Here is a 15,381-nt window from a genome sequence, read left to right as displayed (position 1 = left end):
CCATGACCTCTCCATCGCTGGGCGCTCGCAAGCTCTCCTCACCGCGTGAACTGAGCAGGGTGGGGGACCGGCTGTCCTTCGTCTATCTGGAACGGTGCGTCGTGCACCGTGACGCGCACGCCATCACCGCCGAGGACGCGGAGGGCACGAGGCACATTCCGTCCGCGACCATCGGAACGCTCCTCCTCGGCCCCGGAACCCGGATCACCCATCAGGCCATGAGCGTCCTCGGCGAATGCGGAGCGGGCGTGGTGTGGGTCGGTGAACACGGAGTCCGCTTCTACGCGGGCGGGCGTGCCCTCACCCGCTCCTCCGCCCTGGTGCAGGCTCAAGCCACGGCGTGGGCGAACCAGCGCCGGCGCCTGGCGGTCGCCCGCGACATGTACCGGCTGCGCTTCCCGGACGAGGACCCGTCCCGCCTGACCCGTCACGAACTGCTCGGACACGAGGGCACGCGCGTCAAAGCCTGCTACCGCAAGGAGTCTGCCCGCACCGGCGTCCCCTGGCACGGCCGTCACTACACTCCGGGCGACTTCGCATCCGGCGACGCGCCCAACCAGGCGATCACCGCGTCGGCCCAGTGCATGTACGGAATCGCCCACGCCGTCGTGGCCGCTCTCGGATGCGCTCCGGGCCTCGGGTTCGTCCACTCCGGCCACGAGCTGTCCTTCGTGCTGGACATAGCCGACCTCTACAAGACAGAAATCGGCATCCCGGTCGCGTTCGACGCCGCGGCCGAGGGCCCTGAAGACATCGGCCCCCGAACCCGACGCGCCTTGCGGGACGCCGCGAACCGTACGGGCCTGATGGACCGCGTGGTCACCGACATCAAGCAACTCCTCGGGGCCGGGAGCGGTTCTGGAACCGGTGCTGGTGCTGATGCTGATGTAGGCGACGAAGAATCACGAGATCAGGTGATGCTGCAGTCGGACGGTGGAACGGAGCTCAGCGCCGGGCGTAATTACGATGAGGGCGTCATCTGGTGACGGTCATTGTCCTCACCAACTGCCCGATGGCCCTGCGCGGTTTCCTCACGCGCTGGCTCCTGGAAATCTCCCCGGGCGTCTTCATCGGCGGCCCCTCCACACGCGTGCGGCAGGCGCTGTGGGCGGAGGTCAGGCAGTATTCGGGCCAAGGGCGAGCCCTCCTTGCGTACAGCGACAACAGCGAGCAGGGGTACGCCTTCGAGACCCACGACCACAAGTGGCACCCGGTGGACCACGAGGGCCTCACGTTGATTCTCCGCCCGAAGGACAGACCGCCGCCCGCTCAGTCACCACCCACCAAGGGCTGGAGCAAGGCCGCGAAGCGGCGGCGGTTCGGGGGGCGTTGAAGGCGGCGAGACGTCTCCTTCGCGGAGGCTGCTCGAACCCGGTTCCAGCGCGGTCATCCTTCGCTGCCTGCGCCTGTCGATGACCGAAGCGGTGGCGGCCGCCGGAGGGCGACGAGAGAGGTGAAATGTCCGAGTTGCTGAAGCTGCTCGAATTTGGCCAGTCGGTCGGATAAACCCGCAGGTCACGGAGTCTGCTCCCCGCGCGTGCGGGGATGAACCCACGTGACGATCCTCGCGCCCTCGGGCGGCGGCACTGCTCCCCGCGCGTGCGGGGATGAACCCTGCGACACAATGTGTCTGACCAGGCGTTTGTCCTGCTCCCCGCGCGTGCGGGGATGAACCCAGCTGCGCACCGGCCGGTGGGTGGAGCAGCCCCTGCTCCCCGCGCGTGCGGGGATGAACCCGTCCCACCGCTGGTCGATGACGAAGGTAGGCACTGCTCCCCGCGCGTGCGGGGATGAACCCCAAGGAGAATCCCACCACTGGTACGCAGGCTCCTGCTCCCCGCGCGTGCGGGGATGAACCCGCTCACATTCTGCGTACCCCAGACACACGAAGCTGCTCCCCGCGCGTGCGGGGATGAACCCGGATCTTCCCCAGCTCCGTGAGTGCGTCGGTGCTGCTCCCCGCGCGTGCGGGGATGAACCCGGCCAGGACGTCGCCGCACAGGTTCTCTGGCTCTGCTCCCCGCGCGTGCGGGGATGAACCCGAGCCCCTGGATGACGGCTCACCCGCGGGTGACTGCTCCCCGCGCGTGCGGGGATGAACCCAGCCGGTCGAAGCCGATACCGCCGCGATGCCCCTGCTCCCCGCGCGTGCGGGGATGAACCCGGCGGAGACGAAGGGATGGAAGGCATGGCGAACTGCTCCCCGCGCGTGCGGGGATGAACCCACCGGATGGCGGCACTACATCGACCCGGCCGGCTGCTCCCCGCGCGTGCGGGGATGAACCCCTTGACCGGGAACTCCACACCCCGATCCTGAACTGCTCCCCGCGCGTGCGGGGATGAACCCCGACTCGGCATGACCCCCGCTTCACAGGTGACCTGCTCCCCGCGCGTGCGGGGATGAACCCTCCCCTTCGTGGATGCCGGAAGCACTGAAGGACTGCTCCCCGCGCGTGCGGGGATGAACCCAGGACGGATCCGGGCGCGGCGAGCATGGAGGGCTGCTCCCCGCGCGTGCGGGGATGAACCCGACGATGACCCAGAGCGTTGGGCCAAACGCAACTGCTCCCCGTGCGTGCGGGGATGAACCCCAGCCCTGGAACCAGAGCAGTCCGAGCAGTACCTGCTCCCCGCGAATGCGGGGGCGAACCCGAGTCGAGGCCGCCTCAGCTTGAAAGCGTCTTCACGTTGGGCGGAGGCCTCCGTCGCCCAGACGTGGGCGCCGGATCATTCACCTGGGAGGCAGGGGCCAGGAAGGGCCTTCTGGGTTCCGGTACCAGGCGTGCTGGCCCTCCGGTGTGATCGTGAGGCCGAAGTCCTCTCGGGCCGGGGTTTCCTTGGGGAAGGTCGCGGCCAGTTCTTCCACTGTGTCCCACAGCCGCTGGGGGCCGAGCTGGCGTGCCTTGCCCGATGCGTGGACCGTGGCAATGGAGCCGTCCCCGGTCCACAGACCGATGCCGGTGACTTCACCCGTCTCGTTCCGCCAAGTGCACGAGTTGTATCCAGGCAGTGCCAAGGAGAGCGGGAACTTGAGCCGGTCGAGTACGTCCGTTGCTGGGACTGTGGTGGGCTGGCCGGTCCGGGTTTCCAGCGAGGCGAAATCGGGGGCCTTCGTGAGGGTGCGGCGTGGCATGAAGAACGCGGGTACGGGCAGGAACCGTCCCGTTGCCTCGCCGTCGCCCGAGACGACGGCTCTCGCGATCCCGAACCCGATCGGGGCCACGATGACTGTCCCCTTGCGAGCCTGGCTCAGTAGAGCGGGAGGGATGTGGTGCAGGCCGGCCGTGGAGACGATGCGGTCGTACGGCGCCCGGTCGGGGTATCCCTGTTCGCCGTCCCCGGCGAATACGAGGGGGTGGTACTTGCCCCCTGCCAGGCGGCTACGGGCGAGGCGGACGAGATCGGGGTCGATGTCCACGCTGACGACGTTCTCGCTTCCGAGGCGGGACGAGGCCAGGGCCGCGTTGTATCCGGTGCCGAGGCCCAGTTCGTAGAGCCGGTGACCGGGCTTCGCGTCGAGGGCGTCGAGCATGGTCAGCATGAGGCGGGGTTCGCTGGATGACGAGGTGGGAATGCCGTGTTCATCCAGCTGAGTCGTCAGTGCGGCGTCCGAGTAAACGGCCTCCAAGTAGCCCGGATCGCCGGCGGAGACCATTTCCCACTCGTTCTGCACGTCCTGTCGGTAGAAGCTCGGCACGTAGTGTTCCCGCCGGACCTCGGCGAAGGCTGTCAGCCACTCGCTCTGGCTTTCCGCCCCGAGCCTGGCGGTGAACTCGGCGCGAAGCCTCGCCGATGCGGTGGTGGTCGGTTCGGTCATGTCGTCGGTCCCTGGAGGTAGTCGGCGTGCGCGGCGGCGATGGGGAGACCGGTGCGGTTCTCGACCCATGACCAGGTGCCGGCCGGGTTGTTCTCGAAGAACACCCACTCGTCGTCGGGCGTGACGGCGAAGTCGAAGGAGCCGAACACGATCCCGTACGAGTCCATGAAGCGTCGGACAGCAGTTGCGACCTTGTCGGGCACCGTGGTCGTTCCGTACTCAAGGTTCTCGTAATCGGTGCGCCAGTCGGTGCGCGCCTTCTCCGAGGTGGCGACGATGGTTCCGGCGAACAGGTTGCCGTCCACGGCGACCAGGCGTACTTCGTACTTCTTGGGGATGTCTTCCTGGAAGTAGTGCGCGGTCAGCCGGATGCTGTCGTCGAAGGTGGTCGGGTCGATCCGGTGGGTGGCCACCATGAGCTGCCGGGCCGCGCCTGTGTTCAGGCGTCCGCCGAGGACTGGCTTGCAGATGAGAGGCCCGTTCACGGTCTTTGCGAATGAGCGGGCTTCGTCCGGATCGTTCGTGATGATGCTGCGTGGGATCCGAAGGCCGGCGCGGGTGGCGGCGACGAGTTGTTGCGGCTTGTGTGCGGCGATGCGGTCGAGGTGGGGATTGTTGATCCAGCGGACGGGCAGTGCGGACAGCAGGTTGAGCATGGCCGCATCCGCTTGGTTCTGGGACCAGCTCGCGTACGGCTCGGTGACCGCGTCGGAGATGACGGGACGTCCGGGCCGCCGGTAGTAGACGGCGCTGACTTCCTCAAGCCGCACCGACCGGTGCTCGTCAGCCAGTACGCCTTCCCATCCCGCGGCCGCCGGCCGGTGGCGGGCGGTCAGGGTGAGACGTTGGGGAAAGTCGGCTGAGTCGAATCGGATGACGGCGACGTCGCGGTGATTCAACTGGTCCACCACCATGTCGGCCGAGGCGTCCAACTGTTCCGCGACGACGAGCACCCGCCGGGCGGCACCCATCAGGAGGCGGGTGCGAAGTAGGGATCGGTTACGTCATCGCCCTTGCCGTCCTGGTTGGTGTCGGTGGTCGATGCCGCGTGGTCGGCGGTGTGCCAGGCCGAGCCGTCCGCCTGGATGTTGAGCTGGCGGTCCTCGTCCCAGGTGACTCCGACGATGGACGTGGTGGCCAGGCAGGGCGGCTCGGCCGCACGAGCAGCGAACGGGATGGTGACAGTTGCCATGATTTCTCCTTAGTGACGTTTGGGGGATGGGCAGAGCCCGGCGCGCGATTTGAGTGGAACTACGAGGGGGCCGGTGGGCCGGAGTGCTCGGGGACACCGCGAAGGCGTTTCGGAGGCGCTTGGTCACCAGAACTGTGTTGCGGAGGTGGGCGAACACCGCGGAGACGGCTGTCTCTTCGTTGTCGGCCGACCGAGGTCGAGCAGGGTGTCGGAATGTCCGAAGAGACCGCGCATGTCTGCGTGGGAGCCGCATTCCGGCTGCTCTCCCATCAGGAGGGCGAAGTGTGTCCTGGCCTGTTGGACATTCGCGTTGGTGTCCTCCTGGGGTGTGGTGGCCGGCCGTAGTGACAGCCGCAGTGTGAGCGTGTGGGGCAAGGCATCGTGAACGGGCTTCACGTGGACGAGGAGGAGCCCTGCACCGTCGATCTCGGCAGTTGGATGGCCGTGTTCGTTCTTCACGGTGGTCACCACGTATCTCCCTCCGGGCCGCTTGGCGGCGGTGCGTGAAGAGCTAACCGCGCAGAGTGGCGGTGCGGGTACCTTGGAGGGGAGGGCAAAGCATGAATCCCATGAATGCAGCGGGAGTTGATGTGGCGACAGCGTCCAAGAAGCAGCGCAATGCCGGGCTGAAGGACCTCCTTGGCCAGGCGCAATGGTCCGAGACGCAACTTGCTCAGGCCGTGAACCGACTTGGCACCGAGGCCGGGATGCGGCTCACGTACAGCCAGTCCGCGGTGGCGCACTGGATCAGGGGCGCACAGCCGGCCGAGCGCGTCAGGCCGCTGATCATCGAGGCATTCGAGCGGAAGCTCGGGCGGCCCGTTCCGTACGACGAAGCCGGGCTGAATCGGCTGAAGCCGGAAGATGGCAATGTGCCGGGTGATCGGGTGGATTCCCTGCTGCAGCTCGGGAAGGCGGACATGGACCCGTCACGACGCCGAGTTCTTGCTGCCGGTCTCTATTCGGCGGCGCTCTCCGTGCCGTTGTTCGCCGAGGTTGCCCATGCTGACGACACAGAGCGGATCACGAAGCCCACCGGGCGGATCGGCCAAGGCGAGGTCGAGACCGTTCGCAGGATGACGGAGAGAATCGCGGACATCCTTGATGAACTGGGTGGTGGCCACGCGAGGCCCATGGCGGCGGCATTCCTCGTCAATACGGTGGCCCCGTATCTCAAGGCCGGTGGTACCACGAAGGTGCATGATGAAATGCTGTCCGCAGCGTCTGATCTCACGTATTTGACCGGATGGATGGCTATGTATGAGCGCGCTCATGGGCTCGGTCAGAAGTACTACCTTGAGGCGCTCAAGCTTGCGGGGGAGTCCCGTGACCAGGTCACGTACTGCCGGACGCTTCGGGGTATGAGCTTGCAAGCGACAAATCTGCGCCACGGGCGTAAAGCCCTCCAGTTGGCTGATTCTGCGGCTGAGGCGGCTCCGCAGGCCGGCCCCAGGCTGGTTGCGTTTCTTCGGGGGCAGCAAGCTCATGCTTCGGCAATGGTGGGGGACAAGCGCGCTGCCGCCATACGTCTCCGAGAAACCGAGTCGGCGCTGTCGAAGGCGGACTCTCGTCGCGAGTCGATCGGCGGGTATGACCAGGCCGCCTACCTGTTTCATGTGTCTCACGTTCACTATGAGAACAGGGAATTGGGCGATTCCATCAAGGCGATGAAGCAGTCGATCAAGGCCATGCCGCTTCAGGAGAGGCAGGGGCGTCTGCACGCGAATGCCGTGTTGGCTCAGCGGCAGTTTGAGTTCGGCCATATCGAGGAATCGTGCGCCTCGTGGGAGACATTCCTCAATGACTACATGGTGCTTTCCACGGCCCGTGGCGATGAGCATTTCGATAAGATGCGAAAGAGCCTCGCCAGGCACCGGGATTCCCGGGCGGTTCGGGGGATGAGTGATCGGATTCGCCTGGTAACCGCGATGAAGGCCTGAGTTGCGGTTCGAAGGATTGGTCCTCCCTTGCCTCAGGTGGAGGCCCTTGCGTGGGCCCTTGCACGGGAGAGGGATCGCTCCTTCGCTAGTCGGGCTGATGGAGGGGGATGGGCTGGGTCGGTGAGGAGGGCTCGAGCGCGGGGGCGGTGATGAGCGCTCCAGCCTTCAGAGACCGAGTCGGTGACGTCGCGGAGGGTGGCGAAAGAGCAGAAATGTCCGAGTTGCTGAAGCTGCTCGAATTTAGGCAGTCCGTCGGATAGACACGCAGGTCACGCAGTCTGCTCCCCGCGCGTGCGGGGATGAACCCAAGCCCTCGTGCATGGCCTTGATGTCCCGGACCTGCTCCCCGCGCGTGCGGGGATGAACCCCAGGAGTCGGAGCCGTCGAGGGTGCCAGCCATCTGCTCCCCGCGCGTGCGGGGATGAACCCAAGCTAACGGCCGGCGCGCGCGTACGGCTCGTCTGCTCCCCGCGCGTGCGGGGATGAACCCTGCTGAATGGGGCGGGTCACCGGGCGGGCGGCCTGCTCCCCGCGCGTGCGGGGATGAACCCGTGGACGCCTCGGGGGAGCTGTGGTGCATCCACTGCTCCCCGCGCGTGCGGGGATGAACCCTCGTCGAGGACCTGGCGGAGCGGCACCATCGGCTGCTCCCCGCGCGTGCGGGGATGAACCGCAGTGACGCGGCGGAGCTTGGCCTCGGAGTCGCTGCTCCCCGCGCGTGCGGGGATGAACCCCGCGACCCCGCCCCGCTACCGCCGCGCCGACCCTGCTCCCCGCGCGTGCGGGGATGAACCTACGTGGTCCGCCGCTCCGGCGGGTCCGACGAACTGCTCCCCGCGCGTGCGGGGATGAACCGCCGTACCCGCGCTCAACCAGCTGATGCTGCCGCTGCTCCCCGCGCGTGCGGGGATGAACCCATGTCGATGGTCGCAGGGTGGTGGAGTTCGCCCTGCTCCCCGCGCGTGCGGGGATGAACCCAAGCGGGCCCCCCTCGAACCGAAGTCGAGGGGCTGCTCCCCGCGCGTGCGGGGATGAACCCCAGGCGACCAGCAGCGCAAGGCCCGCACCGACCTGCTCCCCGCGCGTGCGGGGATGAACCCATGGCGATCGAGGCCATGCCCAGCTTCGCCGTCTGCTCCCCGCGCGTGCGGGGATGAACCCGGGCAGCGGATGCAGAGCGTCCACCGGCCCGGCTGCTCCCCGCGCGTGCGGGGATGAACCCGAGGTGTTGTTTTGGTTGGACAAGAGAAGCGTCTGCTCCCCGCGCGTGCGGGGATGAACCCGTTCGCATGGTGCTGCTCGCGGTCGCCGACAACTGCTCCCCGCGCGTGCGGGGATGAACCCGACGACCCGCGCACGTGGGACGACATGCTGATCTGCTCCCCGCGCGTGCGGGGATGAACCCGACACCTGGGGCCTGCTGGATTACCTGTACGGCTGCTCCTCGCGCGTGCGGGGATGAACCCACTCACAGAATGTGACCTGGGGACATAAGGAAGCTGCTCCCCGGCCGTGCGGGGATGAACCCCTGCTTAGGCAGGTCAAGAGGGTTGGGTGAGCCTGCTCCCCGCGCGTGCGGGGATGAACCCTGCGCCGAGGGATACCGCATCTACAAATCACACTGCTCCCCGCGCGTGCGGGGATGAACCCTTCGTGGACGTGGCACCGACCACGGGTGCAAGCTGCTCCCCGCGCGTGCGGGGATGAACCCTTCGTGGACGTGGCACCGACCACGGGTGCAAGCTGCTCCCCGCGCGTGCGGGGATGAACCCGGAACCCACCGCGCGGCGAACTCCCTGGGCCGCTGCTCCCCGCGCGTGCGGGGATGAACCCCTCGGGCCCAGATTGATGTCCGGGTGGTACTCCTGCTCCCCGCGAGTGCGGGGATGAACCCGCGAACCCGGTCACGCTCATCGTGATCGGGATCTGCTCCCCGCGCGTGCGGGGATGAACCCATTCAGTTCTTCTCGACCGACACCGATGACGGCTGCTCCCCGCGACTGCGGGGATGAACCCGTGGTCCGGTGGGTGTTGTGGCAGATCGCCATCTGCTCCCCGCCCGTGCGGGGATGAACCCCCAGACCCGTACGGAATCAGCGCCTTCGAGTCCTGTTCCCCGCGTGTGCGGGGGATGAAGCCTGCGCTCTTTCACGGGTAATCTCCACAGTGAGCTGCTCCCTGCGTGTGCGGGGATGAACCCAGCGGAGCCAGCTACAGCTTCCGGCAGGGTCTCTGCTCCCCGCGCGTGCGGGGATGAACCCACGTCCTCGGCGGCACGGGGGAGATCTTCAAGCTGCTACCCGCGAACGCGGGGATGAACCGCGAGCGCCAACCTACTCACGTGAGTAGGTTGCCCGCGCCCGCACGCAGTGCCGCTTCGGCGCCGTCGCATCGGTACGGGCAGCGCCCACGACAGCCCCAGCCGGCCTCGCGGGCCCCGGGGCAGACGCCACAGCCGCCCACGCGCCCCAGGCAAACGCGCACGTGCCCGGACGGTTGGGGGGAACCGGCCGGGCACGTGCGGGTGTTGCTGTCGGGGGCGGCGGGTCAGTCCGTGACCTCGATCTTGCCGTTCTGCGGGGTGGACGATTCCGGCTGGGCCGGGACGTCGGGCTTCGGGGTGGTGCCCCTGAGGTTCTGCAGGAGGGCGGCGAGGTCGACGCCCGTGGTGGAGCTGAGGAGTTCCATGCCCTGGGCGACGTTGTCCGTGACGGTGCGCGAGAGCTGGCTCGCGCCGTCCGTCGAGATCACGGTCAACTTGTCGATGGCGCTCAGCGGCTCGGACGCCTTGGCGACGACCTGCGGGAGGACCTCGACGAGCATCTGGAGCACGGCCGCGTCGCCGTACTGGGCGAAGGCGTCCGCCTTCTTCTGCATGGCCTCGGCCTCGGCCGAACCCCTCGCGGCGATGGCGGCACCCTGGGCCTCGCCCTCGATGCGTACGGCGTCGGCGAGGGCCGAGCGGTGCAGCTTCTCGCCCTCACCGGTCAGGCGGGAGCGCTCGGCGTCCGCTTCGGCCTCCTTGACCTGGGCGATGCGGCGGGCCTCCGCCTCCTGCTCGGCCTGGTAGCGGGCGGCGTCGGCGGGCTTGCGGACCTTGGTGTCGAGCTCGCGGTCGGTCAGGGCGGCCTGGCGCTCGGCGACCTTCTCCTGCTCCTGGAGGATCTCCTGGCGGCGGGCGGCCTCTGCGAGGGGACCGGCGGCGTTGGCCTTCGCGGCGGCGGCTTCCGTCTCGACCTTGATCTCGGCCTGCTTGAGGTAGTACGTCCGCTCGGCGATGGCGATTTCCTCGGCGGCCTTCAGCCGGGCCTGCTCGGAGGCGCGGCGGGCGATCGCCTCCGCGATGTCCGCCTCCTGCTTGGCGCGGGCGGCCTCGGGGCGGCCGAGGTCCTCCAGGTAGGAGCCCTCCGTGGTGATGTCCTGGATCTGGAAGGCGTCCAGGATCAGGCCCTGGCCGGAGAGGCTGGCCTCGGCCTCCTCCGCCACCTGGCCGGCGAACGCGGCCCGGTCGCGGATGATGTCCTCGACCGACATCCGGCCGACGATGGCGCGCAGCGCGCCGGAGAGCACTTCCTGGGTGAAGCCGACGATGCCGTTCTGCTGTTGCAGGAAGCGCTGGGCGGCGGCCCGGATGGCGTCCTCGCTGCCGCCGACCTTGACGATCGCGACGCCTTCCAGATGGGACTTCACACCGCGCAGCGTGACGGCCCCGCGCACGGCTACGGGGATGTGCCGGCTGGAGAGGTCCAGGGTGAACTTCTGCTGGACGAACGGGACGACGAAGACGCCGCCGCCGACGACGACCTTCTGGCCGCTGTTGTCGATGCTGGCCCGCCCGGTCACCGGGTCGACGGACTTCTTGCCGCGCCGGCCGGTGATGATGAAGGCCTCACTGGGCCCGGCGACCTTGTAACGGGTGATGACCACGAGGGCCAGCAGGACGAGGAGTACGACGACTCCGACGATGGCGATCAGTACTGGACTCATAAGGGTGTCCCCCTCTGCCTCCCGACGGGGACGGCAGTTCTGTTGCGAGCGGTGATGGGCCGGCCGGCTTGCCGGCTCAGCGTTCGACGGGGCGGACCGAGACCGAGGTGGTCGAGAGCGTGGCCTCGACCCAGATCTCGGTGCCGCGTTCGACCGGCACCGGGCTCTTCGCCGACAGCTTCACGACGTGCCCTCCCAGCCGCAGCAGTACCTCGCCGTAGCCGTTGGCCGGAATCGCCGTGACCACGGACCCGGCCGAGCCGACGAGATCCTCGTCGCGCGGTGTGGCGTTGGTCTGGTCCCGCATCAGGGCCTGGCTGAACTTCCAGGTGAGCCAGGCGGCGACCAGACCGGCCACCGCCCCGGCGCCCACGGCGGCGAACGTGCCGACGCCGGTCGTGCCGAGCACGATGGCGCCGCCGAAACCGAGCATCGAGACGAAGCCGGCGATCACCGGAAGGGAGAGCAGCCCGTCGAAGAGGCCGTCGAGCACACCCCCGAAGAGGCCTTCGAGGATTCCGTCGAAGATCAGGGACAGTGCGAGCAGCACGACTCCCGCAATGCCGAGACCGAGAAACAAGGTCACGTGATCACCCCTCCCGGTCTGCGGAATCCGCGGAATCCCCCGAACATTTCCGTCGAACTGGCTGGATGGTCCCATACATCCCGGACCGGCGACACTGCCGGGTTCCGGCAGTCTTCTACGGGGTCTGGATGCCGGAGAGGTGGCCCGCCAGAGTGTCCAGCGACTGGAACGTGGCACCGAGGAGCGCTACGTGCTTCCAGCGCAGCACCCCTTCCGCGTCGATCAGGAACACCGCCCGGCGTACGCCGATGCCGGGTGCCGCCACCCCGAAGGTCCGGGCGAGCTCGCGGCCGGTGTCCGCGAGCAGCGGCATCCGCAGGTTGTGGGTGCGGGCGAAGGACTCGTGGCTGTCCACATCCTGTGGACTGATTCCCCAGACCTGCGCGTCGAGCCCCTCGAAGGTCTCCATGCCGGAGGAGTACGAGCACAGCTGCTTCGTGCACACGGCCGTGTTGTCGCCGGGGTAGAAGGCGAGGACCACGGCCCGGCCACGGGCGGCGGAGAGCGTGTAGTCGCGACGTTCGAACGTATCGCCGTCGAGTGCCCCTCCCGGGAGGGTGAAGTCCGGTGCGGTACTACCGAGTTGTGGTGACGAGCCCATGGTGTGTGTCCCTTGTTCCGTGTCGCTGCTCTGTGTCGCTGCTCTGCGTCGCTGTTCCGTGTCACTTTTTCGCGCGGCTGTTTCGCGTCGCTGCTTCGTGTCGCTGTTCCGCGTCGCTTGTTCCCGTTGCGACCGTGCCGTCCGTGCTCGTACAGCATGCTCGTTACGGCTCCATCCATCCGCACCGGAGGTACGCATGACACGACGACAACCGCCGGCGGCGGCGGTACTCCTGCTGCACGGCGGACGGGAGGACGGTCTCGGGGCGCCGCCGCCCGGACCGTTCAACCTGCCCGCGCTGCGGATGCGCCCCTTCGCGCACGCGCTGCGGCGGGCGCTGCCGGGGGACGTCCTGGTGCGCGCCGTCCGGTACGGGCACCGGGGCTGGAACGGGGCGCGGGCCGATCCGCTGCACGATGCCGTACGCGCCCTGGACGAGCTGCGGCGTGCGGCGGGGGACATCCCCGTGGTGCTGGTGGGGCACTCGATGGGGGGCCGCGCCGCGCTGCACGCCGCCGGGCATCCGCTGGTACGGGGCGTGGTCGGGCTCGCCCCGTGGTGCCCGGACGGTGATCCGGTCGAGCAGCTCGACGGGCGGGACGTCGTCCTCGTGCACAGCCCCCGGGACCGGGTCACCAGTGCGGCGGCCTCCCGCACGCTCACCGGACGGGCCCGCCGGGCCGGGGCCCGGAGCTGTCTGGTCACCGTGCCCGGCAGCGATCACCCGATGCTCCGCCGGGCCCCCGCCTGGCACCGGCTGACCACCGCCCTGGTCATCGGGCTGCTGGACCGGGCCCCGCTTCCGGAGCCGGTCGCGCGGGCCCTGCTGCTGCCGCCGGGGTCATCGGCAGAGGACGGGACGGTGGAGCTGGACCGGCTGCTCCCCGGCACGGCGGGCGGGGCGGCGCACTCGGGCACCGCTCGCTGATCCCCGGTGCGGCGGGCAGGGGCCGCCGCGTGCTCGGGTGCCGCCCGCTGATCAGCCGTCTGCGGATGCGGGGCCGGGGCGGGCGGCCGACGATGAGGGGCCGGCAGTCGGGCGGCCCGCGCCCTGTCCCAGGAGGTTGCCTTGCAGGCCGATGAGTACGCCGGCAGTCCGCCGCCGCTCGACACCCTGGCGCTCGCGGCCCTGATCGGTGGAACCACGGCCGGGGTGGGGGTCCTCGACACCAAGCTGCGCTACCTCTACGTGAACCCGGCCCTCGAACGGCTCAACGGCATCCCGGCCGCCGAGCACCTGGGCCGTACGGTCGCCGAGGTGCTGCCCGAGGTCGACGCCCGGGAGGACCTGATGCTGGCGGTGCTCTCCGACGGGAGGTCCCGCGAGATCACCTCCAGCGGCCGGACCCCCGCCGGGCCGGCCGGCGCCCGGCGCTACTGGCACGGCGCGTACCACCGGCTGGAGGTGGACGGCCGGGTGGTGGGCGTCGCGGGCATCCTGATGGAGGTCATGGCCTCCGACGAGGACCGGCGCCAGCTGGCCCAGGCCCGGCGCCATCTGCGTCTCCTGGACACCGCGAACACCCGTATCGGCACCACGCTCGACATGGACACCACCTGCGCCGAGCTGGTCGACCTGGTCGTGCCGGGGCTCGCGGACCTCGCCACGGTCGAGGTGTTCCCGAGGGACGTCGCCCCGCCGGTGCGCCCCGCGCCGCCCGGGGTGACCCGGCTGCGGCGGGCGGCGATCACGGCGGTGCCGGAGCTGCGGGGGCGGGTCGCGCGGTTCGGGGTGGCCGGGGACTACGTCGACTACCAGGAGGACGCGGCGGTGACGCGCTGCCTGGCCACCAACCAGCCGGTCGTCGAGAACCTCACCGGCGACGAGCAACTGGGCCACCTGGCGCCCGCCCCCGAACGGGTCGCCTTCTACCGAGCCCTCGGGATGCACTCGGCGGTCATCGTGCCGGTCTCCGTGCGCAGTGGGCCCATCGGCGTCCTCGGCCTGGTCAGGGCGGGGGACTCACCGCCCTTCACGGAGCAGGACGTGGTGGTGGCCCGGGAGCTCGCCGGACGGGCCGCGGTCGACCTGGACCACGCGCGCCGGTTCACCCACGAGCACACCATCGCCCTGGAGCTCCAGCGCTCCCTGCTCTCCGAACCGCGCCAGCCGCATCCGCACATCGAGGTCGCCACCCGCTATCTGCCGGCCGACCGGAGCGTGCTGGTCGGCGGCGACTGGTTCGACATCATCCCGATGCGCGACGGCCGCCACCTCAAGGCGATGGGCGATGTGATGGGCCACGGCGTGGAGGCGGCCGTCGCGATGAGCCACTACCGCTCGCTGCTGCGGCTGCTCGCGGACGAGGAGCTGCCGCCGGACCGCATCCTGCGGCAGCTCGACCGGATGGTGGAGCGGTCGGGTCTCGACCGGGCGGCGACCTGTCTGCTCGCGGTCGTCGACCGGTCCGGCGGGAAGTGCCTGGTGTCGAGCGCCGGCCATCTGCCGCCGGTCTTCATCGACCCCGGGTCCGCGGGCACCCGGCTGGGCGACGTACCGGCGGGACCGCCGCTCGGCACCGGGTTCGGCGGCTACCGGACGACGGAGGTGCGGTGCGCGCCGGGAACGGTGCTGTTCATGTACACCGACGGCCTGGTGGAGCGGCGCGGTGAGGACATCGACGTGTCCGTCAACCGGCTCAAGGAACTGAGGCTGCCGGCGAGCGGCAATCTGGAGGAGCTGCTGGACGAGGTGCTCGACCGCTTCGGTCCGGGCGCGGAGGACGACATCGCGGTGATGGCGTCGCGGGCCCGCTTCGCCCCCGGCGGCGAGGGCGGGGGAGGGTGAGCCGCGGGGGCGAAGCGGGGTGATCCGGGCGGCACTGTCAGTGGCGGCTGCGAGGATCGGTGACATGAAGCCGCTCCTCCTCGCCGATATCGAGGCCGCCGTCCGCAGCAGCTGGGGCGCCGACACCACCACCCCCGCGCACCGGCCGCACTGGACCCCCGGCAACCCCGCCCGGGACCAGTGCGGGGTGACCGCCCTGGTCCTGCACGACCTGCTGGGCGGTGACCTGATACGCGGTGAGGTCCGGGTCGGCGGGGTGCGCACGGACTACCACTGGTGGAACCGTCTGGCCCCGGGCACGGAGATCGACCTGACCCGTGAGCAGTTCGCGCCCGAGGAGGTCGTCACCGGAGGCACGCTGATCCCCCGGCCGCCGGAGATCGGCCGGCTGCGCGAGGAGTACGAGCTGCTCCGGGGCCGGGTCCTGGAGCTGCTGCACGGGCGCGGATAGCGAGCTGACGTACAGACGG

At 69.4% G+C, this 15,381-nt stretch carries 12 protein-coding genes and 2 CRISPR repeat arrays; of the genes, 6 read left to right on the top strand and 6 right to left on the bottom strand.

Features of this window, described 5'->3' with window-relative positions:
* Nucleotides 1–2 precede the first annotated feature (2 nt).
* Both cas1e and cas2e read left to right on the top strand, forming a co-directional pair.
* Nucleotides 3–986 carry a type I-E CRISPR-associated endonuclease Cas1e gene (cas1e, locus tag OG892_RS18985; protein ID WP_371629777.1) on the top strand — a complete coding sequence of 328 codons (984 nt, stop codon included), beginning with the start codon at nt 3–5 and terminating at the stop codon, nt 984–986.
* Nucleotides 983–1,333, top strand: a complete 351-nt coding sequence (gene cas2e / locus OG892_RS18980) for a type I-E CRISPR-associated endoribonuclease Cas2e (protein WP_073733405.1) — start codon at nt 983–985, stop codon at nt 1,331–1,333. Before cas1e ends, cas2e begins: the two co-directional genes overlap by 4 nt.
* A gap of 191 nt (nt 1,334–1,524) precedes the next feature.
* A CRISPR array of direct repeats spans nt 1,525–2,652; the repeat unit is 29 nt; unit sequence CTGCTCCCCGCGCGTGCGGGGATGAACCC.
* Between the two features lie 79 nt (nt 2,653–2,731).
* Here cas2e and OG892_RS18975 read toward each other — a convergent pair.
* Genes OG892_RS18975 through OG892_RS18965 form a run of 3 tightly spaced genes read right to left on the bottom strand, consistent with a single transcriptional unit; the run spans nt 2,732 to nt 5,009 of the window.
* Nucleotides 2,732–3,817, bottom strand: coding sequence for a methyltransferase domain-containing protein (locus tag OG892_RS18975; RefSeq protein ID WP_371629776.1), 1,086 nt, complete (start codon nt 3,815–3,817; stop codon nt 2,732–2,734).
* Complete coding sequence (tgmB, locus tag OG892_RS18970; protein ID WP_371629775.1) at nt 3,814–4,788, bottom strand: ATP-grasp ribosomal peptide maturase; 975 nt, start codon at nt 4,786–4,788, stop codon at nt 3,814–3,816. Before tgmB ends, OG892_RS18975 begins: the two co-directional genes overlap by 4 nt.
* Nucleotides 4,788–5,009, bottom strand: coding sequence for a hypothetical protein (locus OG892_RS18965; protein WP_328866390.1), 222 nt, complete (start codon nt 5,007–5,009; stop codon nt 4,788–4,790). The genes tgmB and OG892_RS18965 overlap by 1 nt, the downstream gene beginning before the upstream one ends.
* A gap of 569 nt (nt 5,010–5,578) precedes the next feature.
* On the opposite strand from OG892_RS18965, the gene OG892_RS18960 reads away from it, so the two are divergent.
* Nucleotides 5,579–6,949 (top strand): hypothetical protein, encoded by a 1,371-nt coding sequence (locus OG892_RS18960; protein WP_328868427.1) that lies wholly within the window; start codon nt 5,579–5,581, stop codon nt 6,947–6,949.
* A 278-nt stretch (nt 6,950–7,227) separates the two neighbouring features.
* Nucleotides 7,228–9,271: direct repeats of the CRISPR family, unit length 29 nt; unit sequence CTGCTCCCCGCGCGTGCGGGGATGAACCC.
* 225 nt (nt 9,272–9,496) lie between these two features.
* Here OG892_RS18960 and OG892_RS18955 read toward each other — a convergent pair.
* From OG892_RS18955 to OG892_RS18945, 3 genes are all read right to left on the bottom strand, one after another.
* The gene (locus tag OG892_RS18955) at nt 9,497–10,936 is read right to left on the bottom strand and encodes a flotillin family protein (RefSeq protein ID WP_073733412.1); all 1,440 of its coding nucleotides are present in this window, start codon (nt 10,934–10,936) and stop codon (nt 9,497–9,499) included.
* 76 nt (nt 10,937–11,012) lie between these two features.
* Nucleotides 11,013–11,522 (bottom strand): hypothetical protein, encoded by a 510-nt coding sequence (locus tag OG892_RS18950; RefSeq protein WP_073733413.1) that lies wholly within the window; start codon nt 11,520–11,522, stop codon nt 11,013–11,015.
* 115 nt (nt 11,523–11,637) lie between these two features.
* Nucleotides 11,638–12,123, bottom strand: coding sequence for a peroxiredoxin (locus OG892_RS18945; RefSeq protein WP_073733414.1), 486 nt, complete (start codon nt 12,121–12,123; stop codon nt 11,638–11,640).
* Nucleotides 12,124–12,319: 196 nt separating this feature from the next.
* Here OG892_RS18945 and OG892_RS18940 point away from each other — a divergent pair, with 196 nt between their 5' ends.
* From OG892_RS18940 to OG892_RS18930, 3 genes are all read left to right on the top strand, one after another.
* Nucleotides 12,320–13,051, top strand: coding sequence for an alpha/beta fold hydrolase (locus OG892_RS18940; protein ID WP_328866392.1), 732 nt, complete (start codon nt 12,320–12,322; stop codon nt 13,049–13,051).
* Nucleotides 13,052–13,192: 141 nt separating this feature from the next.
* Complete coding sequence (locus OG892_RS18935) at nt 13,193–14,911, top strand: SpoIIE family protein phosphatase (protein WP_371629774.1); 1,719 nt, start codon at nt 13,193–13,195, stop codon at nt 14,909–14,911.
* Between the two features lie 64 nt (nt 14,912–14,975).
* Nucleotides 14,976–15,362 carry a hypothetical protein gene (locus tag OG892_RS18930; protein WP_073733417.1) on the top strand — a complete coding sequence of 129 codons (387 nt, stop codon included), beginning with the start codon at nt 14,976–14,978 and terminating at the stop codon, nt 15,360–15,362.
* Nucleotides 15,363–15,381: the final 19 nt, after the last annotated feature.

Source organism: Streptomyces sp. NBC_00341, from assembly GCF_041435055.1.
Taxonomy (GTDB): Bacteria; Actinomycetota; Actinomycetes; order Streptomycetales; family Streptomycetaceae; genus Streptomyces.
The sequence above is the reverse complement of the archived record's forward strand: the minus strand, read 5'-3'. Positions and strand labels throughout refer to the sequence as shown.

Coding starts and splice junctions, on each gene's coding strand:
- OG892_RS18930 (WP_073733417.1), top strand. CDS start 14,976: ATGAAGCCGCTCCTCCTCGCCGATATCGAGGCCGCCGTCCGCAGCAGC.
- OG892_RS18940 (WP_328866392.1), top strand. CDS start 12,320: ATGACACGACGACAACCGCCGGCGGCGGCGGTACTCCTGCTGCACGGC.
- OG892_RS18945 (WP_073733414.1), bottom strand. CDS start 12,123: ATGGGCTCGTCACCACAACTCGGTAGTACCGCACCGGACTTCACCCTC.
- OG892_RS18965 (WP_328866390.1), bottom strand. CDS start 5,009: ATGGCAACTGTCACCATCCCGTTCGCTGCTCGTGCGGCCGAGCCGCCC.
- OG892_RS18975 (WP_371629776.1), bottom strand. CDS start 3,817: ATGACCGAACCGACCACCACCGCATCGGCGAGGCTTCGCGCCGAGTTC.
- OG892_RS18960 (WP_328868427.1), top strand. CDS start 5,579: ATGAATGCAGCGGGAGTTGATGTGGCGACAGCGTCCAAGAAGCAGCGC.
- tgmB (WP_371629775.1), bottom strand. CDS start 4,788: ATGGGTGCCGCCCGGCGGGTGCTCGTCGTCGCGGAACAGTTGGACGCC.
- cas1e (WP_371629777.1), top strand. CDS start 3: ATGACCTCTCCATCGCTGGGCGCTCGCAAGCTCTCCTCACCGCGTGAA.
- OG892_RS18955 (WP_073733412.1), bottom strand. CDS start 10,936: ATGAGTCCAGTACTGATCGCCATCGTCGGAGTCGTCGTACTCCTCGTC.